This is a genomic window from Bradyrhizobium sp. LB14.3 (assembly GCF_040547985.1).
Lineage (GTDB): Bacteria > Pseudomonadota > Alphaproteobacteria > Rhizobiales > Xanthobacteraceae > Bradyrhizobium.
Genome location: NZ_JBEPQT010000009.1, coordinates 192,774 through 218,591, shown reverse-complemented (window position 1 = coordinate 218,591; position 25,818 = coordinate 192,774). Strand labels below are relative to the sequence as shown.

Here is a 25,818-nt window from a genome sequence, read left to right as displayed (position 1 = left end):
AAGCGTCGTGCCTTTTTCGTTGCGCGTCGATCGCCACGAAACTATATAGCTTGTGTCGGAAAAGGCAGACTTGGTCTGGTGAGCCCAAGTCCTTTCGGTAACGAAAGCTCTGGTCTTTGGCCTTGTGCACGAGATCCCCACGACGAACATCGGACGCCGCCAAGGCGCCCCATCGTTCGTCCGTGTGATTCTCGAAGCCCAGGGAACGCTCCGGTCGAACATCGACCACAGGAGCGTCTCATGCAAACTCAATCCTCAAATCTGCAATCCTCTAGTCCATACGACGTCGTCGTTGCGGGTGCCGGCCCAGTCGGCCTGTTTCTCGCGTGCGAGTTGCGGCTCGCCGGTCTCCAGGTCCTGGTGCTGGAGCAATCGCAAGACCCGCATTCGGCGCTGAAGCAACTCCCGTTCGGCCTGCGCGGCCTTTCGATCCCCACGCTCGAGGCGTTCCACCGGCGTGGCTTGCTGGACGATATCGTGGCCGCGCAGCACGTTGCCTCAGGCGCCATCACGTCCGCTGCCCATTGGATGCAGCAGACCCGACGGCCCGCTGGTCATTTCGCCGGCATCCAGTTCTATCAGGACAACATCGATGTCGCGAAGTGGCCCTGGCGTCTGCCGACGCCGGCCGATGCCGGCGTCGCGGTCGATATGGAAACTCTCGAATCCGTTCTGGCCGCGCGCGCAGGCCACTTGGGCGTCGAGATCCGGCGCGGCCTCGGCGTCGATGCCGTTGCTGCTTCAGACGAAGACGTAATGGTGCAGGCGGCCGGCGAGACCTTCTGGGGACGCTGGCTCGTCGGTTGCGACGGCGGCCGCAGTACGGTGCGCAAGATGAGAGGCTTCGACTTCGTCGGCACCGCCCCCGAATTCACAGGCTATTCCGTCGAAGTCGAGCTGGCCGATCCGGATAAGCTAAGCCCGGGCCGCAACTACACGCCGACGGGCATGTATACCTTTGCGCAGCGAGGGACGATCGCGATGGTCGATTTCGACGGTGGTGCCTTCCACCGGACGGAGCCGATCACACCCGAGCATGTGCAGAAGGTCCTGCGACGAGTCTCCTGCACGGACGTCACCATCACAGCGCTTCGGCTTGCCGCCACCTGGACGGATCGGGCCTATCAGGCCACGACATATCGCAAGGGGCGCGTGCTCCTGGCCGGCGACGCCGCCCACATCCACTCGCCGCTCGGCGGCCAAGGCCTCAATCTCGGTCTCGGCGATGCGATGAATCTGGGCTGGAAGCTGACGGGGGCGATCCGCGGAGATGCACCCGCCGATCTCCTCGATACCTATTCGCGTGAGCGGCATCCTGTCGGCGCGCAAATCCTCGACTGGTCGCGTGCACAAGTGGCGATCATGCGGCCGACGCCGAGCACGCGCGCGCTCCAGGTCATCCTGCGCGATCTGATCGAGACCCGGGACGGTGCGAGCTATTTCGCCGAACGCGTGCGCGGCGTTTCGCTCCGCTACGATCCCGGCGGCAGCCATCCGCTTGTGGGCCGCAGTGTTCCCGATTTCGAATTGCTCGATGGAACGACGGTCGGAGAACGCCTCCGGACGGCGAAAGGTCTATTGCTGGATTTTGACGCTCGATCACCGCTTCAAGCGCTTGCGAGCCGCTGGAGTGGTCGGATCGATTACGTCGCTGATGACGCCAGGGATCGGCTGGGCCTGAGCGCCGTGCTGGTGCGCCCCGATGGTTTTGTCGCGTGGGCCAGTGACGATGCGGCCGACGAGGAGGAAGCTGCTCAGGCCGCATCGCGATGGTTCGGCGAATCCGCGGCGCGCGCATCCGCGTAGCCCGCATGAGCGGAGCGATATGCGGGACCTTTCACGGGTGTCGCTTCGCTCAACCTGACTACGCCGTTCACGCCTTCGCCAGCGCCGGTGCGAACACCACCTCGATCAGCGAGCCGGAGTTCGCCGCGCTCTTGATGTTGAACCGGGCGCGGTTGGCTTCGACCAGGGCTTTGGTCAGCGACAGGCTGAGCGCCGAATTGTCTTCGGCATCGCCAGGTGGCGGGGTGCGGAACGGCTCCATCGCGGCGGCGACTTCGCGCTCGGTGAGGCCATGGCCGGTGTCGCGGATGCGAAGGGCGACCTCGCCGCGGTCGGACAGCGCCGTCGAGACGATGACCTGGCCGCCGGCGCTGGCAAGCCGGATCGAGTTCGAAATCAGGTTCATGGTGATCTGCCGCATCGCGCGCGCATCCACGCTCACCTGCGGCAGCGCGTGGCCGAGCGAGGTGCGGATGATGATGCGCTCGCGGTTGGCCTGCGGCTGCATCACGACCACGCAGGCTTCGACGAGGTCATTGAGGTTGAGATTGGCGAAGTTGAGGTCGAGCTTGCCGGTCTCGATCCGCGACAGCTCGAGCAGATCGTCGATGATGGCGATGACGCGCTCGCCGGAGGCGCGGATGTCCTTCATGTACTCGCCGTAGCGCTCGTTGCCGAGCGTGCCGAAACGTTCGGAGATCATCACTTCGGAAAAGCCGATGATGGCGTTGAGCGGCGTGCGGATCTCGTGGCTGATCCGCGCCAGCATGTCGGCCTTGGCATTCGCCGCGCCGTCGACGAGGCGGCGGGCCTGCGTCAGCTCGCTTTCGCCCTGCTTGCTGTGCGAGAGGTCGCGGAACACGGCGAAGAAGTTCGGGCCGTCGGGCCTGGTGCGGCCCATGATCATCGCGAGCGGAATGACGCCGCCCTTCTTCTCGCGCCCCAGCACCTCGCGGCCGTGGTCGAGCAGGCTCGCGATGTCCTGGCTCTTGAGGTTTTCGAGATAGTCGACGACGACATGCTGGCTCTCCGGTGCAAACAGCGTCACCAGATTCTGCTGCATCAGCGTCTCGCCGTCATAGCCGAACAACGCCTCGGCGCTGCGGTTGCAGGCGTGGATGTTGCCCTCGGCATCGAACATGACGATGCCCTCGGCCGTGGTGTCGAGGATCGCGGCGAGATCTTCCGCGGCCGCATCGCCGGCCTCGGGCTCGGGCGCGAAGGGGAAGGACTCCGGGACGATGGTCTCGACGACGACAGGCGAGGCGGCAACAGGTGTAGCCACGACAGCGGCAGGATTGGGCAGCGCGCAGATCAGCGCGTGCGCGCTCTCGCCGTCCCAGTCGATCTTGTGCAGATGCGCCTCGGTGGTTGGCAGCGGCGCTTCGCCATTGGCGAGCGTCGCGCTGATCGTAACAGGCGTGCCGCCTTGCGATGTGCTGCTGGCCGCGGACACGCCCGGCTCGACATAAAGCGCGTCGAGCCCGCCGGCGTTCTCCAGTGCGCTCAGGCCGGCATAGCCCATGCGCGCGAGGAAGGCGGGGTTGGCGTAGAGCAGGCGGTCGAGCCGATAGATCAGGATGCCCGTCGGCAGCAGGTCGAGCAGCGCGCGGTCGCGCGTGCTGTGGCCTTGCGCGGGCGGCGCGGGTTCGTTCAGCCATTCGGCCGGTGCGTGCGGGGCTTCCGTCTCCGGCGTCGGCGGTTCGGGCGTGATCTCTGCCGCCGGCGGCTCGGATGAAGCCGCGATGGTTTCCTTGTCGCGTTCGAGGCGCTCGGACAATTGCCGGGCCAGCTCGTTGAACGCGCTGTTCTCGACCGGCGTCAGCGTCGGCGATCTGGTGTCGCCGGGCGCTCGGAACGGCAGGACATTGGGAGGCGTTTCCACTGGCGTTTCCGGATCGGTTGGGTGTGAATTCGCTTCGGTGACGGGTTCGGGCAGTTCAGCTTCAGGCTCAGGTGCGGGCGGCTCGATCGGTGGAGGCGGCGCCTCCGGTTCAGACTTCGCTTCGGGCTCGGGCTCGACCACATCGGCGGACAGGCTTTGCGGCGCCGGCGGTTCGGCCAACAGTTCGAAACGCCTGAGCGCCTCAAGCCGGTTGAGGCCGTCGACATCGCGACAGACGCCAAATCCCTTGAAGCCCGCGAAATTGCGCGCGTGATCATAGACGGGCAGCCCTGCAAGCTCGACCGGCAGATGCTCGCCGCCATCGGCCGGCCAGTTCACGGTGATCCCGGCCCAGGTGTCCTCGCTTGCAAGCGCCTGCGCCACGCGGCTTTCAGGATCGAGCGCAAATGCGTCGGCGATCTCGCGCCACGGGCGGCCGAAGCCGGAGGCCGTGTGCGCGCCGATCAGGCGGATGAACTCGCTGGTTGCGAGCACAAAGCGGCCCTCTGCATCCATCTGCCAGAGAAAGCGCAGCGGATGCTGACGCGGTGCGGGCGGTTCTTCGTGGCCCGATGGCGGCTCGACCATGTGTGACGTGATCGGCGCGGCCTGCGGCGACACGATGGCCTCTGGCGAGTTTTCAACCGGAGTCTTTTCAACCGGAGTCTTTTCAACCGGAGTCTTGTCAACCGGAGTCTTGCACGCGGCTTCGGCGACGGCTTCCTCGACCGCTTCCTGGATCGTGGCGATCTCTGTCGTCGGCTCGCTCACAGGCGGTTCGTGGGCGTTGGTCCCGGTTGCTTCCGGCGCTTCGACCGGCTCGGCAAAGGCGTCGAACAGCGCGAATTCGGATGGAGCCTCGTTCGGCAGCGCAATTTGCACATGCTCCGGCACGGCGGCTGGAGGCGCGGGCGGCGCAGCCTCGGGCTGAGCGATCTCCTCGCGCGCGATGTCTTCTTTGGCTTCGGGCGCAGCATCCGCCTCCGCCGTCGCAGCCACCTGCACGGCAGGCTCGATCAGCGCGACCAGGCCGACATCGGCCCCGCTGCCGACCCGTTGCAGCACCATCTGGCCGATGCCGATCGGCGTCTCGGCGCGGCCCTGGCGAAGCGCATCGCTGCGCGCCTGGTCGAGGCCGGCATCAGTGAGATCGCGGAAGCCGAGCAGGGGACGGGCGGTCTCGCTGGCGCCGACGAACAGGCCGTCGGGCGCGAACGCCGCCATCGGCACCTTGGCGTTATCGACGAGACGAAGCAGGCGCTCGACCAGCGGCATGGTGTGTAAGCCGGGGTCCATCGCGGTGACGAGGACCGCGCGGCCGCCATCGGCGAAGTCGAGCCGCGCGCAGGCACAGGTCATCAGGGTGCCGAGCCGCGCGCCGAAGCCGCGCAGCCGTTCGAGCCGGATGGCTCCGTTCGGAGGCAGCCGGCCGGCAAGCCGGACGACCTGGCGACGGTGGCTGTCGGCGGGGCCGAAGGTCTTGTCCGCCAGCGCAGTGGCATTGGCCGCGCCAAACAGCTTTGCGCCGACCGGATTGGCCCAGAGCACGCGCGTGCCGTCGATCGACCAGAGCCAGGCGGGCAGCGGGGAGGTCGCGTGCACGGCCAGCCGGGGATCGCCCACACCTCGCAACTGGAAATCCGAACTCGTCATCCGACCGGCTTCGCGTCTCGCTTGTCAGCATCAAGGTGCAAGGCTGCCGGGAATGACAGCCTTAAGAAAGGGTTAGTATCGCGCGCCGGCGCGGGCAGGTCCACGGCGCCGGTCCCTGGCGGCGGCCCAAAGCCGCGATAACCTTAATGTGGCTGACCCCGCAAGCCGCAGCGCGCTTGCATCCCCATCCTTCGCGACGCCCGCTTTTGGCGGGCGCCTCCAGGCGCCGACGCCGCCCAGCCTCATCCTGAGGAGACCGCGCAGCGGTCGTCTCGAAGGACGAGGCGCACGCTCAAATTGCCACCCAAATACCTCAACCGAGGGTTCCCCCGCCCGGAAACCTCATTCTCACCGGGATTAAATTTCGCAATGCACCCTCCCAACCCGTTGCGTTGCACAATGTTGACATCTTAGGCAGGCATGGTCCGGGCGCTGGGCGAGCCATCATTCGTTTCGCGTTTCCAGTCTTCGTACCCGCCAACTCATGGCCCCGGTTGGCCGGCGGGCGCGCCAGAAGGCTCACTCCGTTTTTTTCATTAGTGTGAGGGATAAACATGACAGGTGCGACTGATCCGTTTTCTGCCTCGATCATTCCGTTCGAGGTCCCCGAGCAGATGCGTGCGTTCGCCGAAAAGGGCGTGTCGCAGGCCCGCGAGAGCTACGCCAAGTTCAAGGACGCGGCCGAAACCCACAACGGCACCGTCGAGGCCGTGTTCACCTCCGCCAACAAGGGCGCGAGCGAGTACACCGCCAAGCTGGTGGAGTTCATGAAGGCCAACACCAGCGCCCAGCTCGACTTCGCCCAGCAGCTGTTCAGCCTCAAGTCGCCGGCCGAAGCGCTGCAGCTGTGGACCGGCCACACCCGCACCCAGCTCGAGACCTTCCAGTCCCAGGCCAAGGAGCTGGTCGAGCTGACCCAGCGCGTCGCCGCCGCGACCGCCGAGCCGATCAAGGCCAGCGCCGCCAAGCTCTACACGCCCGCCGCCTGATCTGGTTGGGTCTTTAACGGGCATGATCCGGAAAAGTGTGTAGCGGTTTTCCGATAGGATCATGCCCCAAAGAAGAACAACCCGGGCCTAGAGCCCGGGTTTTGCTTTGGAAATAACGTCGCTGAGCGGACGATTTGGGGGTCTTGCGGCCTTGCCAAAAACGCCCGTTGCACCTAGTTTCCGCCCCGTCCAGCCCCCCTTAGGTACCGGCCCTTTCAGGGCGCCCAGAGGCGCGGCTCGCAAGGATGCAGTTGTAGCTCAGTTGGTTAGAGCGCCTGTCTGTGGAACAGGAGGTCGGTGGTTCGAGCCCACCCAACTGTACCAGCGAAATCAAAATCTTATCCCCCCAAGTTAAGAGCGAGTCGTCCGAACCCAATAAAACCGGGGGTTCACGAATCGGCAGTGAGTCGGATTCTGCAATAACGGTGAGTCGTTCTCTTTCCGCGCTGCTGGCGGACCCATCAAAACAATGAGTTGAGCTTGGTTGGCCGAGTTGGTTCAAGGCGCCGGTCTGTGGAACCGGTCATAGACGTTCGAATCGTCTACCAGGTGCCATTTTCCACGAATCCAACGCTCACGACGTTTTCAGCGTACGCGGCCAATCATCAAGAGAAGGCCGCCGACCTGCGGAAGCAACGACAGCAGCAACAATCGCAGCATCGCGAAGTCCGTCGCCGTAGGATTGGCATTTCCTGCACTGAGCCAAGCGACGATCTTGCTCGCGGCCTCGGTCTGCGGATCGACGGCCCGTTCGACTGAACCGACAGCGGCATCCAGCGCACGTTGACGCTCGATCACGGCTTGCTCGCGTTCGCGACAATAGCGGCCGACGCCGCCTGCGCATTCCCTGTCTCGCGACGTCATGGCGTCACGTAACGCGGTTTGAGCAATCGTCACGGCGGGCGTGACGCGTGACGCGCGATCCAGGGCCGTATCGGCAATGTTGACGGAGGCGAATCCTAGACCGGAGATCAGAGCGAAAACGAAGGACGCGGACCATACCAGCCACGCCACCGCCGCAGTCACTCGTTGCCGAGCAAGCCAAAGCCTTGCGGCTGCAGCAGGCACCGTTAGAGCGACGATGTCATTTGCCGTGCCGATCGCGAGGAACGTCCAACCTGCCAGATCGGTCGATCCGAGCGTCCGGGCGAACCATCCGTTCATAACGATGCCCACAACGGCGAGCGCCAGTGCCGCCGCCGTCAGGCAGTACGAAGTGATGGAACGCCGCTCCGCGACGTGACGGCGTGACACCGTTATTTCGTCCGTAACGCGTGACGTTACATCTTCCGCGACGAGGGTTATGGGTAACGCGCCGACCGTCACCGGCGTGACGGTGACGCACGTCGTGACTGGTGGTTCGAAGGCGGCAGGTGCGATCTGATTGCCGGTCGGGCCGGGCGAACCGGTGCCGGCGGAGGCCAGCGCGATCTTGCGTTTCTCCCGTTGGCGCTGGCGGAAGGCCCGTTGTCGTTCGGCTGGCGTTTTCGGCCGGCGAGGTGCGTCGGTCGGCGCCGCCGGTGCAATGCTGGTATCACCCATTCGAAGCGGCTCCTTCCGGTTCTGATGTCTCGAATGATCGGCGGTCTGGCGGGATACTGTCGTCGCCGGCCGTAGGTTGGTCGAACGGCTGTTGCGTGCTGGATCCGACACCTTCACGATGTCGCCGGGCAAATACGCTCCGTTCGATGATCGGCATGACGTCTGTCCTGTGCCAGGCGAAGGCCGTCGAACGTGCGAGGACCGAGTGGGCAGGCTTAATACGGTGGCCATCCATGATGCGCCCGACCCTGGTAACGCGAATGTTCAGCCGCCTCGCGACCGTAAGGGAAGTGACATAGTTTTCGTTGAATCGTCGGACGCTCTCCCCGTCCACCTTGTACCCGGCCTGCAACACCCCTGCCTTGACGAAGGCGACGACGTCTTCGTACGGCAAGTCGAGATACAGCCGGACGTCTTCGCGCGTCATTTTCGCCGGCGTAGGCGCGGGTGCGACCTCGTCGATCATTCTCTCGACGGATTTGATGGCGTTGGCGGACAGGACTACTCGCGAAATGATGCCGCCGCGGCTTGCCGACAGCGAATACTCAATTCGACCATCGAGACAAAGTTGGACGAGCCTCAACAGCAAGCCGCCGCCGGCGCCACCGGCATGCAACACCGTCTTCATCAAGGTCTCCCCGCCGGGGAGGCTGGCGACGCTCGCATTGTCTTCGATTCTGCTCCGGAACCTTTCGATTTCGGACGCCTGCACGGACGGATCCCGAAATCTCGCGAGTGGGCCTGTAGCGAGGCGGATGTGACCCGACTCCACCAATCCCTCGATTGCGAACATGGGCAAGCCGGTGATCGCCGCCAGACGATCGATCAGCAGAACCTGCCGGCGGGACTCAAGCAATTCGACGAGCTGCCGCTCGTTGTAATAGGTCGGGGCAAATTTCTCGTCGCCGGTGTGGATGACCTCGATGTCTTTGTTCTTCGCGACCGAGGTCAAAAAGGCCGCGGTCACGTCGTATTTCGCGAGTGCCTCGCGATAGGAGATCATTTCATGCGCACGCTCGGGCGGCGCCTGATAGCTCCGCTCGGGCGCCGACCCGCGAATGGCTGCATAGTGTTCGGCGATCGCACGCTCGATTGCAGCCTTGACCTTCGGGAGCGCGCCATAGCCCCGACCGAAGTCGGCCAAGGGGCCGAGCTCCTTATAACGGCCATAGCACCCGCTGCGCGTGCCAGCCGCATCCTTCATGAGCTTCGCCAAGTCACCGATGGCTTCGGGCCAGTTCATGACGACGCGAGCGGCGGAGATGAGGTTCTGATGCCAATCGGGGGCAGAGAAGCACGCCAACCCGCGCAACTTGAATCGATCGGGGAAGCGTCTGCAGAGGTTGTTGCCCAACATGACGATCATGTCGAAGACTTCCCATCCGTGCCATGTCGCGAAAAGCGGGGGGAGCGCCCTCATCGATTCGGGGCGGTCGGTCAGCAAACCCGTTACTGAGCGATACAGAGCCAGGTCGTCCCCGACGAGACGCGGCAATTCCAAATCTCGCAGATCCGTCGTGGGACAACAGTCGTCGTCCAGGCAGTGTTCGCAGAAAGGAACGCCCCGCGCATAATTCCAGCCCAACGGCTTTCGGCAGCCCGGGTTTGGGCAGTTTGACGTCAACAACTCGCCGCTCTCGGGGCAATACCACAGCGGTCGCAGTGCCCAGGCAGCCCTATGGTGAGGCGAAACACGAAGGGACGCAGGAGACACGCGTCGAAGAGTCGGTTCCCGCATCAAGTTTCGAACCGGTGGACCGAGATGCGCGATGAAAGTGTTCGGCGGCGAGCCCTGGACCGCGATCGGCAACTGCATTCGCGAGCGTAGGTCTGCTTCATTGCAGCCGAAGAATTGCGCGATGCTTTCTAGATCAACGGTTTCGCTGACCGGAAGAAAGCGCGCGCGGAGCGTCTCGAAACCGGCGAGCTCCAGCACGCGGATGACCGAAGGATGCCCGTTGTCGTCGCAGGCTCGCGCGACGAAGCCCATGAGGCTTTCGTCGGGTAGAGGAGTTGTCGGGACGGGGAAGGTGTTCATCGACGTGATGCTCGACTAGTCCGCGAACGCTTCGGCATGACTTGCGAAGTGGTTATCCTTGATGCCAAACAGCAGCTTGCCCCGATCTATGGCGACGGCGAAATGGACCGGGAGGAGGGTCGTGGCGCCGCGTTCAAGCGCCACTCGGAGGGTGGCTTTCATGATCCTCTGACACAGGCCAAGTCTGCCGCTGGCCTGGAGGAACAGGCAGCCGATGGTTTCGGCATCTTCGAGCGTCTTCGCGCTGGTGAGGATGCCCATCTTTTCGATTTCGGTTTTGAACGTTTTCAGGAAGGCGACGAACAGCGCGCGGTCATCGGCGACGTCGGGATTGCCTCCCTTGAGGTCGAATCGGATGTGCGCTCTCTGGCCGAACTCCTCGCTCGCATCGAAAATGTCCGCGGCCTTTTGGGTCCCGAACAGCCCCAGTGCGCAGATGCCGGTGTTGAGGGTCTTCTTCATGGCGTCGATGACGCTTTTGGTGCGCTTTCCGGTGTCGCTGGCGATGAAATGCTGCACCTCATCGCACAGGCCCAATTCGGTGCCGAGCCTGTCGGTCAGCTTGCCGAAGCGGCGGCGCAGCACGGATTCATTGCCCTTCTCCGGATCGGGGTCTTTCAACGCCGTCAGGGCGTCGACGTGGAATTGTCTCTTGTTGGCGTCGACCGACAGTTCGAAGTCGAACACGGCCCGTGTGCCCACCGGCCAGTTCTCGGTTTGGCAGACATCTTCGTAGTAGGTCTTGATCACGTGCGACTTCGCCGTCCCGGACGGTCCGATGACGCAGATCAGCGGAAGCGGACTGGGCTTGATCGTCATTCCGGGGTTTAGCTTTGCGAATTGGACCGTATCGGCGCGAGACTGGCTGACTTCGGCCCGCACGATGTTAAGCGCACGATGAATCTCGCTCAGTTGCTTGTGCGGGTGGCGAATTCGCTCGAAAAGCGCCAGGCGCCGCGCGATTTCATCTGCCGAGTGGATTGCAGGGGTCATAGTGAGAGTCTCACGCGCTGCTGTTGCCGGCGTCGGTGTCGCCGGCGCTACGCTTGCGGAAGAAAGCCTCGAGGGAGGCGTCGACGCCCGAGGCGGGCGAAGCAGGTCCGGCCTGGACCGGCGGCGCGGGGTAGTTCGTTGCAGCATCCCGGGCGAAGGCCGCCACGACGTCCGCCGTTTTGGCCGAGCGTGCCTCCGGAGGCGACTGCTTGGCCTCCTTCATGCGTTGCTTCGTCCGGCCGTCGACCTTGTTACGCTTACTCCGGCCCCGTGCGGGCCCCGGCGGCGGGACGCGGTTGCCGTCGGGAGCGAAAGCGGCAACGTCGATTTCGACGTCGTCCTGCGCCATCCCCCCGACCGTCGGAGGGGCCTTCGTCCTCACGGCGGTCTTGCCTTCGACGAGCTCCGAGGGTTCGTGGAGGATGCGGCGCTGCTGCTTGATGGCCTTGTACGCCGCCGCCGGTATCTGCTCCTCGACCGCTTCGCGCAGCCGGCGGCGGGCAGCCAATTGTTCGGCCGGCGTCGAGAACGCGACGCTTTCCTGTTCGGCCCAGATTCGCAAAATCCGCCAGTGCCAAATCGACAGCCCGGCGGCGGCTTCTCCAGCGATGTTGGGTAGCCGAATGTATTCCTTTTTGCGCTCGTTCCAGACGTTGATGGCTTCGACGTTCGCCGGATTGTACTTGAACATCACCTTGGGATTCAGGGAGGACAAAAGCGACTTGCGGCGTTTCCGCCGCGGCGCCATCGCTCCCAGATCATCCATCAAGGCCCCCGTGATGTCGGTGTCGTGAAACTCCATGTTGTCGAACTTGATGCCGGACGTGGTGAGCACGCCCGTTTCCAGCGCCCCGAAGGCCTTATCCAGGAAGTCGATGTCGCCGATGTACGGGCGCTTGTGCTTGCGCTTGGATTTTTCCCAGGCCAGCGCCGGCGGCATTCCGATCGTCGAATGGGGTTCGTAGTGGTACAGGTCGTTGATGGCCATGTTGACAAGCTCGGTGAGCTTGCTGAGCGGAATGGTCGCGACCTCTTTGGGATCGATACCAAGTTGCCGCATGACGTCCGGTTTGTAGGGAATGCCGCCAGGGAGCTTGTCGAGCAGAATCTTCTTGAGCGTCAGGAAAAAGCGTTCGACCACGGCCTTGTACTGAGGCCGAGCGACAGGAGCCCACTTGACGTTGATCTTGGCGTCCTCGCAGGCCGATTGATATGATTTTCCGGATTGGGCGAGCTCGTTGTCGACCACGACCGTGCCCGGCTTGCCCCAGCCGTCAGACGAACGGACGATGGTCGGCCATCGTTCGTTGATGTCTTCCTTGGACATGTTGACGCGCTTCAAGCATGCCATGGCGGTATAAAGACTCGGCGGTTCGTACGTGATGACGACGGCCAGGATCATCCTTGTGAAAAGATCGATGGCGACGGTCAGCGTCGGCCTGCCCAGCGGCAGCATGGTTTCGTCGTCGAGCACGCACCACGTGTCGAGGACCGTGCTGTCGATCAGAACGACCTCGAGCAGCTTGGATGCGGGAATGGGATGATAGTTGCCGGCGAACTGCGCATCGGCTCGTGGCTTACCGTACTTCCGGCAGACCGTTTCGTAGCACTCCGCGGAGTTGATGTAGGCGCGCACGGTTTCGTCGCTGGGCTTGTACAGCGGCTCCATGACCGCCGAATCCGTCGCGATGCGTTTTGCGGCTTCGATGAACCAGCCGTCGAATTCGTCGATGGAGTCGCTCAGATGGCGGCCGCTGGTTCCTTCCTCCCAATGCCAATCGATGATTTTTTCGAGGAGTTTGGCGATTTCCGGATGCCAATGCTGGCGCTTGACCTTGCCAGAATTCGAAATGAGAAATCGAGCGGTCAGTTGCTCGATGTCCGGATACTTGTTGATGTGCCGATGCATGGTGCCGGAGCTCGGCAACCAGGTATGGCCGAGCCTGTGCGCTTCCGCTTTAAGGTCTTCGACGAAGTCGTCCAGACGATCGTGATGGAGGCTGGTCGGCTTTTGGTGCCATTTCTTCAGAAAGAAGAACAGCGCACGGGCGTCCTTGACTTTCTTGCTGTCTTCCTTGGTGGGGTCGAGATCTTTGTCTCCGTCCGAGACGATGTCGCCGTTATGATCTCGGATAACGGTGTGGGCGCGGATTTCGCGATCCTTCAAGAACTTCCCGAATTCGTCTTCGGTGCAAGTGAACTCGGCCCCCTGGCCGGGTTCGACGGGCATGAACAGCATCCGGGCCAGTGGCAATTCCAGCGCATAGCGGTACAGGTCGCCCTTTCGTTCGACGACATCGTTTTGCTTGATGGCGAGGGAAACGGTCACGTAGACACCTCAGAGCAGCGGCGGCGAGTGGCGGCGCAGCGCGTCGTGATCCACGCGCATCACCGGGAGGTCGTCGGAAACCGGCAGCTTCAGGTCGAAATAGACCGAGCGGCGGACCACCAGCGCATAGAGCAGCGGCGCGCCGCCGACGATCTCTGCCGCTTTGCCGAAAGGCAGCGTGCCTCCGGCGGCGTCGATGGCCCCTTCCAGCGCGAACTGCCGGGTTGACGGGACCTTGGCGTAGGCCCAGGTGCTGATTTCGTGGGCGTTCCTGTACAGGCGGCCGCCCAATATCTGCTTCTCCATGAGCGTCCGGAACGTCCAGTCTTCGCCGGCGTAGACCTCGCGGACGACGTCGAGTTTGAACTGGTAGTGAGGATCCTTCGCCCGGCGGTCGTCCTCGCGCTTAGTTTCGATGATCTCGACCGTGCCGTCGGCCAGATCCCTTCGCAGGTCGGGGAAATAGATCAGCGGGCGGTTCTGCCACGGCACCGGGATCTCGACACGATGGGGTTGGGCGAGGATGCTGATGACCGCCTTGTCGGCATCGCTGATCTCCATCAGCCCCACCTCATGCTCGGCCTCATAAGGGAGGGACGCGCCGTCCGCCTTGAAGGCGGGATATCGGCCGGTGGGTTTGATGTGCCGGCCGTTGATGATGAGGCGCAGCGGTCCGCCGTCCTCGGATTCGACGATCCGGGGTCCGCTCTGCATCATTCCGGCGGCGATCTGGCTCAGCCTGGCGTCGCGTTTGGTCAAAAAGCTCTCCGTCGCACTTTTCCTCTCGCCGTCCGGGCGCGAACGGGCGTTCGCCGCGAAGGGCGGCGTTGTCGGAAACCTTGTCGTATGGCCGGAAGCTGGGTTCGCGAGCGGCGACGTTGCCACCGCCCATTGTTTGCGAATCCTAGTGGCGGGCATTTCTCCGCTGGGGAGGAAAACGCCGCCTGGCTATCAGGCCTAAAACCGAGCTGTACCCGAACCGCGCAGCGCGTCAAACGGAATCTCGAAAACGCAAGGGACCTCAATGGTTTAGCCTGCAATTTTTCAAGGATTCGTCTGCCAGTTCGAATCCAGCTAAGTCAGCTGAACCACGAGGTTTTCCGGATTCGGGATGCCCGCGTTAACCACGCGATTTTTGTTTGGGAAAACCGCTTCGCGCGTCCGCCGAGGCCGGGCGCGCCCCTACAAGTCTGTCCAGTCCGCCATCCCGGCCTCCTCGCATGCGCGTTGGATGAGAGCCCAGACGCGCTGCCGGCGCGGGTGGGCGAGAACGGGAAACTGGGCGATGCCAGCCGGCTCGCCGGTCAGGGGGTTCGCCGTCGCCATGGCGATGACCCAGTAGTCGCTCACGTCGGCCAGGTCGCTTTGATTTCCGATGTGCATCGTCCCGATCGGCCGCCGCAGCCTGCTGCTGCCTCCCGGCCATAGTTCGACGGTCACGACCAACATGATCAGGTCTCCTTCCGTGTGCGGCGCGCTGGCCGCCGGAGGTCGAAGATGGCGCGGACGGCGTCGCCGGTCAGAATCACGTTGACCACCGCGCCAGCCGCTTGGTCGCGGCGGGCCCCCAGGCCTGTTTCTGCCGACGAGAGCGCCTCGAGAGCGGCTTCGACCGCGACTGCGACGGTCTTCCGCTGCGAGTCCGGCGGCGGAACGTCATCTGCCTCGGGCTCCAGGTAGAAGTTGCCCTCGATCTGGTCCGCGGGCCTGGCGTCTCTGAAGCGGCCGAGCTTGCGGTCGAAGACCCGGTCGATCAGAACGCCGCCCGGCGGCAGGCAGTGCTGGTCGACAAGGCGTTTCTTCGCCCAACGGACGGCGATACCAGTCGAGCGGCGTTTTGTTGTCTTCTTCATGTACGATACCTCACCATGGTGGACGGTCCGAGCGGCTCGGACGTCAGGTCGAGTTCGAGGAGGTTCGCGCATGCGAGCGACATCGTCGCCGGCGACGGGTCGACATCGCTGCTGACCATTTCGAGCAGCCGGCCGAGCTCCAACGGCCCCTCGTCGGCGAGGGCTTTGAGGATGCGCAGGCGCAGCGGGAGGGGAACCGGCTGGTCCTTGTAGGACCAGACTAGGCGCACGTTGGATCGACGCGGCTCGGCCCGCAGGTCCTCGGCCGTGACGACGAGCTGCTGCAGCGCGAGTTCGCGAAGCGCGATCTGCACCAGGCCTTCTTCGTCCAGGTCACGGACCCGGCGGGCCGGCACCACGTCGAGATGAAAGCGGCCGTCCGGCCGCGTCAGGACGACGACGTCGATGTCGACTACTTGCGCGGGCCCAGCATTCGCCGCCGCAACGTGTGAGATCGCGATAACCGCCGGATCGAGCGAAGCGATCGCGAGCGCCTCTCTGAGCGCAGGGTGTCGCGCGGGGACCGGACCCGGCGTTTTTGCGGACGAGAAGAGATCGGGGCGGCCGCGTCGAGCTTTTGGGGAGAACATGAGGAGGCATCCGAAACCATGAAAAGGGCGGGGCGGGTCTCGGTATGTTGCTGGTCGGCGTCGGTCATGGTCGGCCCCTTTCAGATCTCGATGATGAGGCGTTCGTCGAAATTCTGGTTGTCCCAGGCGCGCTCGCGCGGCAGCCACGGGCCGTATCCTTTGCAGTTCGAGACCACCCTGGTCTCGCCGATCAAGCCGTCGAAGGACCGGTGGTCGTGACCAAAAATCCAGAGATCGGCGGGTCGCAGCGCGCCGCGACCGTCGTCGGGCGCCGGCACCATCAGGGCGCTGAGGTCGCTATAATAGACCGCGCTCAGAAGCTCGTCCGGCTTGGGTGGGTCCGACAGACGCAGCTCCGGGCGCCGGCAGCCGTGGTGGCTGACGATCACAAGGGGTCCAAGCCGATCCTTGCGGAGCTCGGTCTCGAGGAAGGCTCGGGATCGACGGTGCTTGGCCAGCGCGTGCGCTGGGCGGAAGCGATGGGCGTAGTGGCCGGTCCGGATCCGCTTGAAGTCGTTCATGCGCTCCGCCGCGACCGCCATCTCCCGGCGCTCGTCTCCGAACAGCGCGAAGTCAGTCCAGAGCGTGCAGACGACGAACGTCACGTTTCCGATGCGGATGGTCTCATTCTCAAGCGCGTGAACGTTCGTGCCGGACCCTACCTGTTTGGCCTTCTCGAGCGTGCGGTCGATGTCGGTGCCATAACTTTCATGGTTCCCCATGCAGTAGATAACCGGCCGGTCGGGCACGCGATCGAGGAGCCATTTCACGCCGCGCTCGGCGCGCGGGATCAGGTCGCCGGCGACGATCATGACGTCGAAGTCCGGCCGCACGTCTCCGGACGGCAAATCCCAGCCACGGGTGAGTTCGATGTGAAGATCGGACATTGGCCAGAGGCGCATGTCAGCCCTCCTGCTTTCGCGAGGGCCGGGGCACCTCGGTCAGCGTGTCGGTTTCGCGGTCATAACTTGCGAAATGGATGTCGGCATGACCGCGCCACCGCCTAAGGCGGCGCACGTTCTCGAATCCCAATCCGAAGCGTGGCGGGACGGGTTCGCCGACGGCGTCTTCGCTGCAGCGGGTTTCGAGCCAGCCCTTGTTGTTGAACAGGCGGCCAGCGGCGCCGCAGATCTCGCAGGTGCTGGCGGACCGCGCAACGGCGAGGTTCACGGCATGGCCGATCTTGTCCTCGGTAACTTCGGTAGCCTCGGCGTCCCAGTCGATGCGGAGGATGCCGAGCTTCTGCCTGATGCTGACGAATTCGAAGGTCTCGCCCTCGCCGAGCGCGATTTCGATCCGGCCGCAGAGCCGCACCAGGATGTCCTGCCAACCGCGTCCGCAATAGGGGTAGCCGAACGAGCGGATGGGCTCGTCGACGTTCACCACGAAAAGGCGCCGGTGACGCAGCATCAAGGCGTGCCCCCAATCCATTGCCATCTCGCTACTCCTCCACCGGAAGGGAGGCCGGATCGACCTCCGTGAAGGTGTCGGTGCCGCGGTCGTACCGGCGGCACGTGACTTGGTTCCGGTCGCCGGCGACATAGCTGACGATGTAGATGTTCTCGAGCCCCGGCTTGACCTCTACGGGCGCCCGGCCCTCGGCGTGAGTGGCGCAGCGGGTGGTCAGCCAGCCGTCGCTGTGAAGGCGGCCAGACTCGCCGCACACCTCGCAGCAGGTCGCGCTGCGGGCTTCCGCCAGCGCGATGGCCTCTTCGACCTGGATGGTCGCTTCCGCTGAAAGCCTGCCGTCCCAATAGACGCGCAGGGTGCCGTACTTCTCCTTGATCTGGCTGAACTTGAAGGTGCCGCCGGCCCTGATCGCGGTCTGGATCCGGACGCACATCCGGTCGAGCAGGTCATGCCAACCAAGGCCACACTCGGGCGCGCCCCGAACAGCCAATGCCGTGTCGCATGGCGGGGCGAACAGATCGCGGTAAGCTTGGACGAGCTCGGTTTTCCAACTGAGAGTGTGTGCCATAGAATGTCACCGCCAATAGAGTGACGGCACTCTTATATAAGTATATAAATTTATAAATATATCTTATGATCCCTTGACGCGCTTATCTGTAGCGGGCAGGCGTCAAATGAGTAAAAACCGAATATTTTGCGTTGGAGCGCGGGCAAATGGACTTGCGGTACGTTGCGACCCATGGGACTCTTTTCGTGGGGTCTCGGTTGGGTACGGAAGCCAGAATGGCTAAGGAATTTACGACAAAGCGGAAGAAGCGGACGCCGGTCGGCGATCGCATACAATTTCTAACGATGATGTCGCCGGAGATTGTAAAGCAGATCAAACACGCCGCCGTCGAAGAGGAGCGTGCTGCTTGGGACGTTATGGAAGAGGCCGCGACCGAATGGCTAAAGCGACGAAAGGCCAAACGCGGAAGTTAAATACCGACCCGCCACGAACGCCTTTGGACTTTGGGCCTTTTCCTACGCGCCGGCCGTTCTTGAAGATTGCCGGCCTTCCTTCTTCGTTTGGTGAGGCCGTCTCGCGCCACACTCAAATCGCTAGGTAGCCGCGACGCCGGAGAGGTCGTCAGGTCCCAAATATGAGACGTCGATTCTGCCGGTGTCCTGCGACACCTGAGCGCGCACCAACCCCAAGCGTGTGGGATTGAGCGAAGCCTGTAACGTACCTAGCGGCGTGCCATCTGCTGCTAGGACGCGTGGCTGCCCAGCGAAGTCGTGGAGTTGCACAGACGTGCCTGGTGGAGGCGGCGCGCCGAGCCAAGCAACGTTCCCCCAATAGCGGCGATCTGCCCAAGCACGGTTTTCGCGCGGTCTGAATGTCAGCACGAATTCTGTCCACATGTCCTTGGTCTCGATGGTAGGCCAATTGGGCAAAGCACTCCGCGCGGCAACCGCTTGTGAACTGAGCCATTGACGAAGTTCCTGGCCGTTCTCGAAGGACCCTCCGGTGTCGGTCACCGCCTTGATGGCCGCAAGCCTAGAATTGAAGCCAGCCTGAATCAGGATCGAGGCGGAGCGGTTTAGTGTTCCGGTCTCGACCGAGGCCACTGCGTAGCCAAGCCCGAAGTCGCTGAGCTGGAATCCATCGATTGTATCGCCGTTAGCATGAGCGCGAACGCGGATAGCCTCGAGCGCCCACGGAAGCCGATAGACGAGGCCGCCCTCGATGAATTGGAGCGTTTCCGACTCCTGGCCGATAGCGATTGTGGCGAGTGAATGGCCTAGCATCCAGGCGCGCAAAACGTCTCGCCAATTGTCGGGCATGGGATCGGGCGTGAAGGGGTAGAAAGCGAAGACAAGTTCGGCAATGCGCGTGATTGCCCTGATAGCCGCTTCGGCGTCGCCCTGAACAATTGCCCCATTGGCTTGGACCAAGAGGACATTAGCCTCAGGTGCAACGGCATCGAGCGCCTGGCCAGTTGTCAATCCGACTCCGGCTAGAAAATAACCTCGACGGCGCACTGAATTCGACTGACTCCAAATCAGCCGGGTGCGTGAGACAACCCCAGCCTTGAGCGCCTGCCGCGTCGATTCGTTGTAGCGTTTTAAGCGGCGATGCCAGAGAGAGGACTGCAAGATGTCGTCCAGCGCGGCTTCGATCCCATCGTCCGGGACGTCATTTTCTCCGATGAGGCTCAGGATTGCCGTATCTAGTGTCGCGATGTGTCGTTCCCAATCTGCAAGCGCACGTTCGCGATCCTCGATCTCCTCATTCGCGATTTCGGGAAAAGTCCACGCCGCCGCATTGTTGACGACATATTCCATCAGTTGATTGAGATCGCCGCCGACGCGGGCATTCATACGGGACAGCAATGCCGCAACCAACTGGACCAACCCGCTTTCCATATTGCGCGCGCCAAGATCGTTGATCAGCGCCTCCCAATTGCGTCGCTTCTTCGCGACGTCGTCGAACATGGGAAAAAGCACGATGCCTTCGACATCGACATAGGCGCGTCCCGCGCGGCCGATGACGTTCTTGAACTCCGAGATATCGATTCGCCCGCCGAAGCGATGGAGTGAATGCATGACCACAGCTGTAGCGGAGAGATTCAAACCTTGCGCCAGCGTCGGTGACGAGATGGTGACCTTCAGGACATTCTCCCGCAGCAGGCGCTCAACCTCTTTGCGATAGCCGGTCGGCAAAGCTCCGTGGTGCAATGCTACCCCGAGGCGCAGGCACTTAAGGATGGAACTGTTCGGCCCGAGCCACTCCTCTCCCAGTGCTATGGCAGTGTTGAGAAGTGTTGGCTCGGCATCAAGCAATGAACGGAGCGAGCCCCGCTCATGCAGATCGACGATCACGTCAGCGAAGGGCTCGACGCTACGACGCTCAGGACAGAAAATCAGGACCGTTTGCCTATCCTCGACGAGACGCCACGCCGTCGCGAGGCAGAGCTCGCGCTGATCGTCAGGGAAGAGACGGGTCCGTCGACGCTTCGGTGGGATCCAATGGGGAGGCGCTGCACCTGTTAGAAATCGCTGCACCCAAGGGCGCTCGTCGCCAACGCGGAGGTTCAGACGCGCAGTTGGTCTGGTCCAAACGACCTCCCCGAACCGCAACCGGGTCGGCCGCCAATCGTGCTTAATTAGGCCGCCCGGGTGATCTCGTCGGAGCCATCCAGCAAAGTCGTCGAGCTGGTCGCCATCCGGAAGAATCGCGGAAAGACAGACAATCCTTCGCGTCGATGCGTCGTCGCGACGCAGCAGACGCTGGATTTGGACTTCGTAACGAACCTCGCGCTCGTTCGGACCAATCATGTGACCTTCGTCGAATACAAGTAGGCCGACGTCGTCGAGAAGAGAGGGATCGTTCCGGAGCGCGAAATCGAGCTTCTCCGGCGTCGCCACAACGATGTCTCGCTCCCGGATCGCGTCTTCATCGAAGCCGCTTACACCGATGCTCCCGTAGAGTGCCGAGATCGTCTTGGCGAGTGGACCGAAGGTCCGCTGGAGTGTGGTCTCCGTCTGGGCCGACAAGGCCCGCAACGGCGTAACGAATACCACCCGTCTTCCGCCGGCCAGGCAGCGCAGAATGCACAGCTCTGCAATGCGTGTTTTGCCCGCGCTGGTAGGAAGCGATACGACCAAGTCATCCGATTGATCGACGGCGCGCGTAGCAGCTTCGATTTGCGATGGCCAAAGATCCACCTCCGCTCTCGGTCGCCGTTGTAAAAGTGCAATGAACAGTTCGCGAAGCCGCTGCCAATCAGCCGCTTCGCCGCCCTCGGGCTGTCGCGGCAACCGTTCGTGAAAGGTGTTCGACCAGAGATCCGAAATGAGGTGGACCGCGATGCGATACATCCACCATTGCGGTAGCATGTTCAGCTCGCTGCAGATGCCCAGCCCGGTCCGCAACCGTTCCAAGGCCAACTCGAGGAAGAAGTGCTCGCCACGTTCGATTGCCAAAAGGAACAGAGACATTGCCGCCATGAAGGCATCGACCAATGCGGTGTCGAGCCCGTCGAAGAGAAACTCGTTGCCGTCAGCCGCGTCGGCCTGCTCCAGGTTAACCCCGATGGTTTCGGTAATGCGGGCGTCGCTGCCTTCGCCTGACGCCCGATAGTCGAGCACGGTCGCACGGAAGACACGGAAGTTTCGCCGCAAAAGAAGGGCAATAACCTTTTCTATCGGCGCGAAGTTTTCATCGGCTTCGACGATCGCAAGGAGCGAGTAGGCGCGTGCCGAAAGGTGCGCGAGATGATAGCTTGCGGCCGCGATGATGAAGTGGAAGTCGCGATCAACTTCGTTGCGGTTGCCTTTGGCCATTACCGCTTCGAGTGCCGTCGCAGCTTGCTCGAAGGCGATCCGCGCACGCGCTGCATCGCCGCCGAGTTCGCGGAGGCGGAGACCGAGCCCGAGCAGGGCGTATCCGTAGGAATGTAGATCGTAGCTGAGCTGCGGGCCAAACGCCGGGGCGTCCGCGGGGAGGGCGCCGTCGCGCCAGATAATCGCGCGAGCCTGGCCCTGCGCGATCAGGCGCCCGCGAAATCCCGCAGTCGCCGCTTCTGCGATGTCAGCAGCAATTGCTTCAGGTGTTATTGCCATTGGTGATCACTCTATCATAGATCGCACCAATAAACGTAGCGTGTCCCTCCACGCGCAGGCCTACGCCCCACTGATTGATCGGTCCGGGGTAAGCTTGAAGAGCGTTGGTCAGCAGGGCATCCGGTGCGTTACCGGAAAAGGTGAACAGCAGATGTCTAACACTCTGCACCGGAATGCCGTGTTTGAGTATTGCATCATCGATCGCGTCGGCCAGCGGCAAACTTCCCATTTCTAGAAGGCGTGCCGAGATAAAAGAAAGCGCGTGGGCGGATGGCTTCCCGCCGTCCTTGTCCAGCCCAGCGCGAGCCTCGGTAAGAACCTGGGCCGTGAGCGTTGCGCGGCTCTTGGCTTCCGTTTTGAGGAAATGCAACCGTTGGGTCTGGGGGTCTTGCAGGATCCCGATGACATCGTCGCCGCGCATGGCCATGTTGCGGTGGTCTTTCCAGCGCAGGCGCTTGATAGGGGCTCGATAGCCACCACTATGTGCATCGATCCACTCGGTCGCGTAGATCTCTCCAAGATCGCCGGAGCGGATCTGCTTTGTGGTAGGTAATTTGCTCTGGATCAGCGCAGCAGCGGCGGGTTTACCGAGGCGGGCGAGCGCGCGCGCCACCTGTTCTTCCGACGCGTAGTGACCAGGAATGATCGCCGCGGTAGCCTGGATACCGACGTCGAGCGAAGCGGCCTGACCCGTTATCACCCGACGGACGTGCTGTCCGACATGTTCGTCGAGCGAGAGACACCAGTTGTTGAATTGCGCCACAATTTCCTCCGTATCCATGAGGAGGACGATTGCGACGCAATCTCTTGGCCGTATTGAGCTGTTGAACGCCCCCCAGCGATTCGGGTCAATTCTATCGATTGATCCGGCCTCGCTCAACACGTATGAGTAGTGTCGCAATATATGGGCCAGTCACGGCTGACAGATTACATAGCCGGCCGCTCCGACCTCGGCGCAGGCGGAGATGAACGAGGCAAGTAGCCAGTAGAGCTGGACGAAGTGTGCGGTCGGTCGCTTGTTATTCTTAACCTCGGCGAACGCGTCGTCCTCGACGGCTTTCTCGCTCAACGAAGATGTCACGATCGAGACCCGCCTTACCGACGGACTTTAGCTAGTCCCGTAAGTTCGGACTGAACCAGCTTCTGCGCACCCGTGAAGTCCTTGACGCGCCTGCCTAGCGGGACCCGCATCGCGGAGCCAGCGCGCCGGATTCGTCGATAGACTCTAATCGACAGTTGAGGGACCTCTGGTTAGACAACGTGATGGTGCGGGAGGCGCAGGTCACTCAGACCTCAGCCCGAGCGTCTGAGCATGTGACGGTCTGGCGGAGAGAGTGGGACTCTCATCCCCTTTACCTCAAATGCGCGAAATCCGCATGAAAACAAGGAATCTTGAAAAGCCCGGCTTCAATTTGTGACCACCACCGTGTACGATCGGGCGCGCCGATTCAGCCGTCAACGTCAGACGATTTCGAGGCGTTTCGAAGTTCGGGCGATCGAGGCAAGGAGCGACCGGGCAAAGGCGTCAGGGACCGGCGCTCCGACATGCGATAGCGTTTACCTCGGCTGCTGCAGGTCCTTTAACCACTCGCCCAGGAGGCTCGTCGACCTGAGAAATCCGGCGCAGATCGGCAGGAGCGTCAGCAAGGGAATGCCTTCGATCCGCATCAGATGCGTCCTGAAGCTGGCATCGGTAACTTTCCCGTCTTTCAGGTTGGTGCCGAAGCGCTCGTTTCGGACATCCCCTTCGTAGACGTTGAGGGCCAGATCAAGATGCGAAAGCTTCACGTCGCGTATCGCGGTCTTGTTAGGCGCGTGCGTGTCCAGATGGATGCACCGGCCGACCATCAAACCGTCGGGGGCCTCGGGAGCCGGTAACTCCTCGATCATCATGCTCACGATGTCCCCGCGTCTCTGGGCTCGGACTTCCAGCCTGCGTAGTCTCTCGACCTCATAGTCGATAAACGGCGCTGGATTCTTCGGGTCCAAAGCATCCTTTTGCAGCACGTATTCGCCGTATTCTCGCTGACCGGGATACATGTCAAACTTCATCAGAGCGTCGAAGCGACCGGGCGCAATCACCGCTTCCGTCAGCATCATCGGCGGCTTCTGCCCGTAGAAGCGATCGGGAGCGAGCCGCACGAAGAACGGTGACGTCGGATTGTTGCGCCTCAGCCACTCGACGAGCGCCGGATCGAGTTCGGTGGCGATTTTCCTGAAGCCATTCGGGACCGCCACGACCTCGCTTCCAAGCTCCTGAGCGAGGGCGGCGAAGTCGATCAATTCGCCGTCACGTACGCTGCTCCAGAGCGCCGGCGATCCGCTAAACAGGGGATCGGTGCGCCTGTATGGCGCGCACGCCGTACGCATTCTCAGCTTCAGGACGGCGCTGGCTACTTCGGCCGCGAACGCGTAACCGCCGAGTTGGACATCAGCCGGCAGGGCGACGGGAAAGAATCCGAGCTGCAGTTGCCAGTTCAGCGTGTCCCGGTCGCCGACCGTCAACATCGTGCGGCGGAAATCGACGCATTCGATGACGGTCTGGTCTCCGTTCCCGTAGCGATCGCCGAGAAGTTTCGCCGCGCAATCCGTCAGATCCACGTATTCGCCGGCGATCCGGGCGATGCGCTCGATATATTGGTCAAGGTCGATCATGGTCGAGATGTGGGATGGTCGGCGACTCGGATCAACACATCGCGCAGGAGCCCCGCCAACGGCGGGGCTCCCTTCCGGCTACGGACGTCGACCGGCGCTACGCGGCCAAAGCTGGCTGCGAGCGCACCATCGTCCCGTCGATCCATAATACGACCTTTCCGGACGCGATTAGCGGCGCCATCATGATTGCAAGTCGACGCGCCGCGTACGTGCTTCCGACCGTGAAGCGATGGCGGTAACCGTTCGCCACGGCCCGGTCCGTCAGCCCTTTCGATCCGCGAAAGCCGGCGACTTCCTGGATCTCGAACTGCGCGACCCACCGGACGCGCCGCGGACGGACTTCGTCCCGAATTTCTATACTAATCCGATGCTCGCGCGAACTGCGGACCAGAACTGACTTCAGTCGTTTTGTCGCCGGGAATTTGAGAATCTTGCTCAATCTAAGTCTCCTGAGGTTTGATAAACCCTTGGAGACACGCGGCCCCCCATAGGGGCTGCGGTTAGCCTGACTACTAGGGTCAGGTCGGGAGCCGTCACGATCGTGATCGGCCGCCAATTCGGAAAGATTGGCTCAGCACCTTGAATATAACCTCGCGGAGCCGCACTTCAAGGCCGTTCCGAACCCGGGCCAGTCCGCGCGGGAACGTGCCTGCAGAGCGACGATGGACCGCGTTCAATCGTTGAGCTCGGGAAACAGGCAACCGCGTCGATCCGATCCCGGCCGCAGACATCACGCGATTAAGTCCCTTCAGCGCGAGACGACTTGTGCTAGTCATCGCGGGACCTACACAATGACAGCCCGCCTTGATAGCCAGAACCATTGCCGACCCACAAGCCTTCATCAGCGCCAATACCCGGCTGCGGTCGGTGCCGCTGGTGCCAGAAATCGCGGTCTTCCTCGCCGATGAATCATTGCCGATCTGGCAGCAGACCGAGAACGAGATGAACGAGGCCGGCCTTCCCCCGCCCTTCTGGGCCTTTGCCTGGGCGGGCGGCCAAGCGCTGGCTCGCTACGTGCTCGATCATCCCGATACCGTGCGGGACCGGCATGTGCTCGACATCGCTTCTGGCTCCGGACTCGTCGGCATCGCGGCGATGAAGGCAGGCGCGGTCGGGGTGAGTGTCTGATATCGACACCTTCGCGATCGTGGCGGCCGAACTCAATGCGGAGGTCAACCAGGTCCACCTCACTTCGTGCGGCAAGGACGTGTTCGACACTCAGCCAAACGACCGATGGCAGACCATCCTCGCGGGCGACATTTTTTATGAGCGGGACACCGCGACGCGTGCCTTTGCATTTCTGGCAGACCATGCGCGCGCTGGCGCGACCATCTTGATCGGCGACCCCGGGCGCTCTTTCCTGCCGAAGGCAAAACTTGTTCGACTCGCCGACTACCGCGTACCGGTGACCCGCGACCTAGAAGACGCCGAAATCAAGCATACGGCGGTTTGGACAATCTCGCCGGGTTCTCTGTAAATTGCGTTGCG

Annotated in this window: 20 protein-coding genes, 2 tRNA genes and 1 pseudogene; 6 read left to right on the top strand and 17 right to left on the bottom strand. The window is 62.6% G+C overall.

Going from position 1 to position 25,818, the window contains the following annotated elements:
* The first annotated feature begins 240 nt into the window (after nt 1-240).
* Nucleotides 241-1,806: an FAD-dependent monooxygenase gene (locus tag ABIB00_RS19350; RefSeq protein ID WP_354105460.1), complete on the top strand. Its 1,566-nt coding sequence runs from the start codon at nt 241-243 to the stop codon at nt 1,804-1,806.
* A 67-nt stretch (nt 1,807-1,873) separates the two neighbouring features.
* Here the strand turns inward: ABIB00_RS19350 and ABIB00_RS19345 are convergent, their stop codons facing one another.
* The gene (locus ABIB00_RS19345) at nt 1,874-5,323 is read right to left on the bottom strand and encodes a PAS domain-containing sensor histidine kinase (protein WP_354105459.1); all 3,450 of its coding nucleotides are present in this window, start codon (nt 5,321-5,323) and stop codon (nt 1,874-1,876) included.
* A gap of 554 nt (nt 5,324-5,877) precedes the next feature.
* Here ABIB00_RS19345 and ABIB00_RS19340 point away from each other — a divergent pair.
* From ABIB00_RS19340 to ABIB00_RS19330, 3 genes are all read left to right on the top strand, one after another.
* On the top strand, nt 5,878-6,312 hold the full coding sequence (locus ABIB00_RS19340) for a phasin (protein WP_247353087.1): 435 nt from the start codon (nt 5,878-5,880) through the stop codon (nt 6,310-6,312).
* Nucleotides 6,313-6,559: 247 nt separating this feature from the next.
* Nucleotides 6,560-6,636, top strand: a tRNA-His gene (locus ABIB00_RS19335).
* Between the two features lie 154 nt (nt 6,637-6,790).
* A tRNA-His gene (locus ABIB00_RS19330) sits at nt 6,791-6,867 on the top strand.
* Between the two features lie 30 nt (nt 6,868-6,897).
* Here ABIB00_RS19330 and ABIB00_RS19325 read toward each other — a convergent pair.
* The 11 genes from ABIB00_RS19325 to ABIB00_RS19275 form a co-directional block, all read right to left on the bottom strand.
* A complete protein-coding gene (locus tag ABIB00_RS19325; RefSeq protein WP_354105458.1) occupies nt 6,898-7,854 on the bottom strand; it encodes a hypothetical protein in 957 nt (318 codons plus the stop codon).
* Nucleotides 7,847-9,892 carry a TniQ family protein gene (locus ABIB00_RS19320; protein WP_354105457.1) on the bottom strand — a complete coding sequence of 682 codons (2,046 nt, stop codon included), beginning with the start codon at nt 9,890-9,892 and terminating at the stop codon, nt 7,847-7,849. The genes ABIB00_RS19325 and ABIB00_RS19320 overlap by 8 nt, the downstream gene beginning before the upstream one ends.
* A 15-nt stretch (nt 9,893-9,907) precedes the next feature.
* On the bottom strand, nt 9,908-10,885 hold the full coding sequence (locus ABIB00_RS19315) for a TniB family NTP-binding protein (protein WP_354105456.1): 978 nt from the start codon (nt 10,883-10,885) through the stop codon (nt 9,908-9,910).
* A 10-nt stretch (nt 10,886-10,895) separates the two neighbouring features.
* Entirely contained in the window at nt 10,896-13,214 is a 2,319-nt protein-coding gene (locus ABIB00_RS19310; protein ID WP_354105455.1) for a TnsB C-terminal domain-containing protein, read from the bottom strand.
* Between the two features lie 9 nt (nt 13,215-13,223).
* On the bottom strand, nt 13,224-13,973 hold the full coding sequence (locus ABIB00_RS19305) for a hypothetical protein (RefSeq protein ID WP_354105454.1): 750 nt from the start codon (nt 13,971-13,973) through the stop codon (nt 13,224-13,226).
* 423 nt (nt 13,974-14,396) lie between these two features.
* Nucleotides 14,397-14,663, bottom strand: coding sequence for a hypothetical protein (locus ABIB00_RS19300; protein ID WP_354105453.1), 267 nt, complete (start codon nt 14,661-14,663; stop codon nt 14,397-14,399).
* A 2-nt stretch (nt 14,664-14,665) separates the two neighbouring features.
* On the bottom strand, nt 14,666-15,067 hold the full coding sequence (locus tag ABIB00_RS19295; protein ID WP_354105452.1) for a hypothetical protein: 402 nt from the start codon (nt 15,065-15,067) through the stop codon (nt 14,666-14,668).
* Entirely contained in the window at nt 15,064-15,657 is a 594-nt protein-coding gene (locus tag ABIB00_RS19290; protein WP_354105451.1) for a hypothetical protein, read from the bottom strand. The genes ABIB00_RS19295 and ABIB00_RS19290 overlap by 4 nt, the downstream gene beginning before the upstream one ends.
* 80 nt (nt 15,658-15,737) lie before the next feature.
* Nucleotides 15,738-16,469: a metallophosphoesterase gene (locus ABIB00_RS19285; RefSeq protein ID WP_502917843.1), complete on the bottom strand. Its 732-nt coding sequence runs from the start codon at nt 16,467-16,469 to the stop codon at nt 15,738-15,740.
* A 91-nt stretch (nt 16,470-16,560) separates the two neighbouring features.
* Nucleotides 16,561-17,094, bottom strand: a complete 534-nt coding sequence (locus ABIB00_RS19280; protein WP_354105450.1) for a hypothetical protein — start codon at nt 17,092-17,094, stop codon at nt 16,561-16,563.
* Nucleotides 17,095-17,098: 4 nt separating this feature from the next.
* Complete coding sequence (locus ABIB00_RS19275) at nt 17,099-17,635, bottom strand: hypothetical protein (RefSeq protein ID WP_354105449.1); 537 nt, start codon at nt 17,633-17,635, stop codon at nt 17,099-17,101.
* A gap of 215 nt (nt 17,636-17,850) precedes the next feature.
* Here ABIB00_RS19275 and ABIB00_RS19270 point away from each other — a divergent pair, with 215 nt between their 5' ends.
* Complete coding sequence (locus tag ABIB00_RS19270) at nt 17,851-18,048, top strand: hypothetical protein (protein ID WP_354105448.1); 198 nt, start codon at nt 17,851-17,853, stop codon at nt 18,046-18,048.
* Nucleotides 18,049-18,168: 120 nt separating this feature from the next.
* On the opposite strand, the gene ABIB00_RS19265 is transcribed toward ABIB00_RS19270, so the two are convergent.
* The 5 genes from ABIB00_RS19265 to ABIB00_RS19245 form a co-directional block, all read right to left on the bottom strand.
* On the bottom strand, nt 18,169-21,675 hold the full coding sequence (locus tag ABIB00_RS19265; RefSeq protein WP_354105447.1) for a DEAD/DEAH box helicase: 3,507 nt from the start codon (nt 21,673-21,675) through the stop codon (nt 18,169-18,171).
* A complete protein-coding gene (locus ABIB00_RS19260) occupies nt 21,659-22,438 on the bottom strand; it encodes a Hachiman antiphage defense system protein HamA (RefSeq protein ID WP_354105446.1) in 780 nt (259 codons plus the stop codon). Before ABIB00_RS19260 ends, ABIB00_RS19265 begins: the two co-directional genes overlap by 17 nt.
* Before the next feature lie 150 nt (nt 22,439-22,588).
* A complete protein-coding gene (locus ABIB00_RS19255) occupies nt 22,589-22,744 on the bottom strand; it encodes a hypothetical protein (RefSeq protein ID WP_354105445.1) in 156 nt (51 codons plus the stop codon).
* Nucleotides 22,745-23,232: 488 nt separating this feature from the next.
* On the bottom strand, nt 23,233-24,330 hold the full coding sequence (locus tag ABIB00_RS19250) for a hypothetical protein (protein ID WP_354105444.1): 1,098 nt from the start codon (nt 24,328-24,330) through the stop codon (nt 23,233-23,235).
* Between the two features lie 97 nt (nt 24,331-24,427).
* A complete protein-coding gene (locus ABIB00_RS19245) occupies nt 24,428-24,769 on the bottom strand; it encodes a hypothetical protein (protein WP_354105443.1) in 342 nt (113 codons plus the stop codon).
* 365 nt (nt 24,770-25,134) lie between these two features.
* Here ABIB00_RS19245 and ABIB00_RS19240 point away from each other — a divergent pair.
* A pseudogene (locus ABIB00_RS19240) lies at nt 25,135-25,807 on the top strand (class I SAM-dependent methyltransferase).
* Nucleotides 25,808-25,818: the final 11 nt, after the last annotated feature.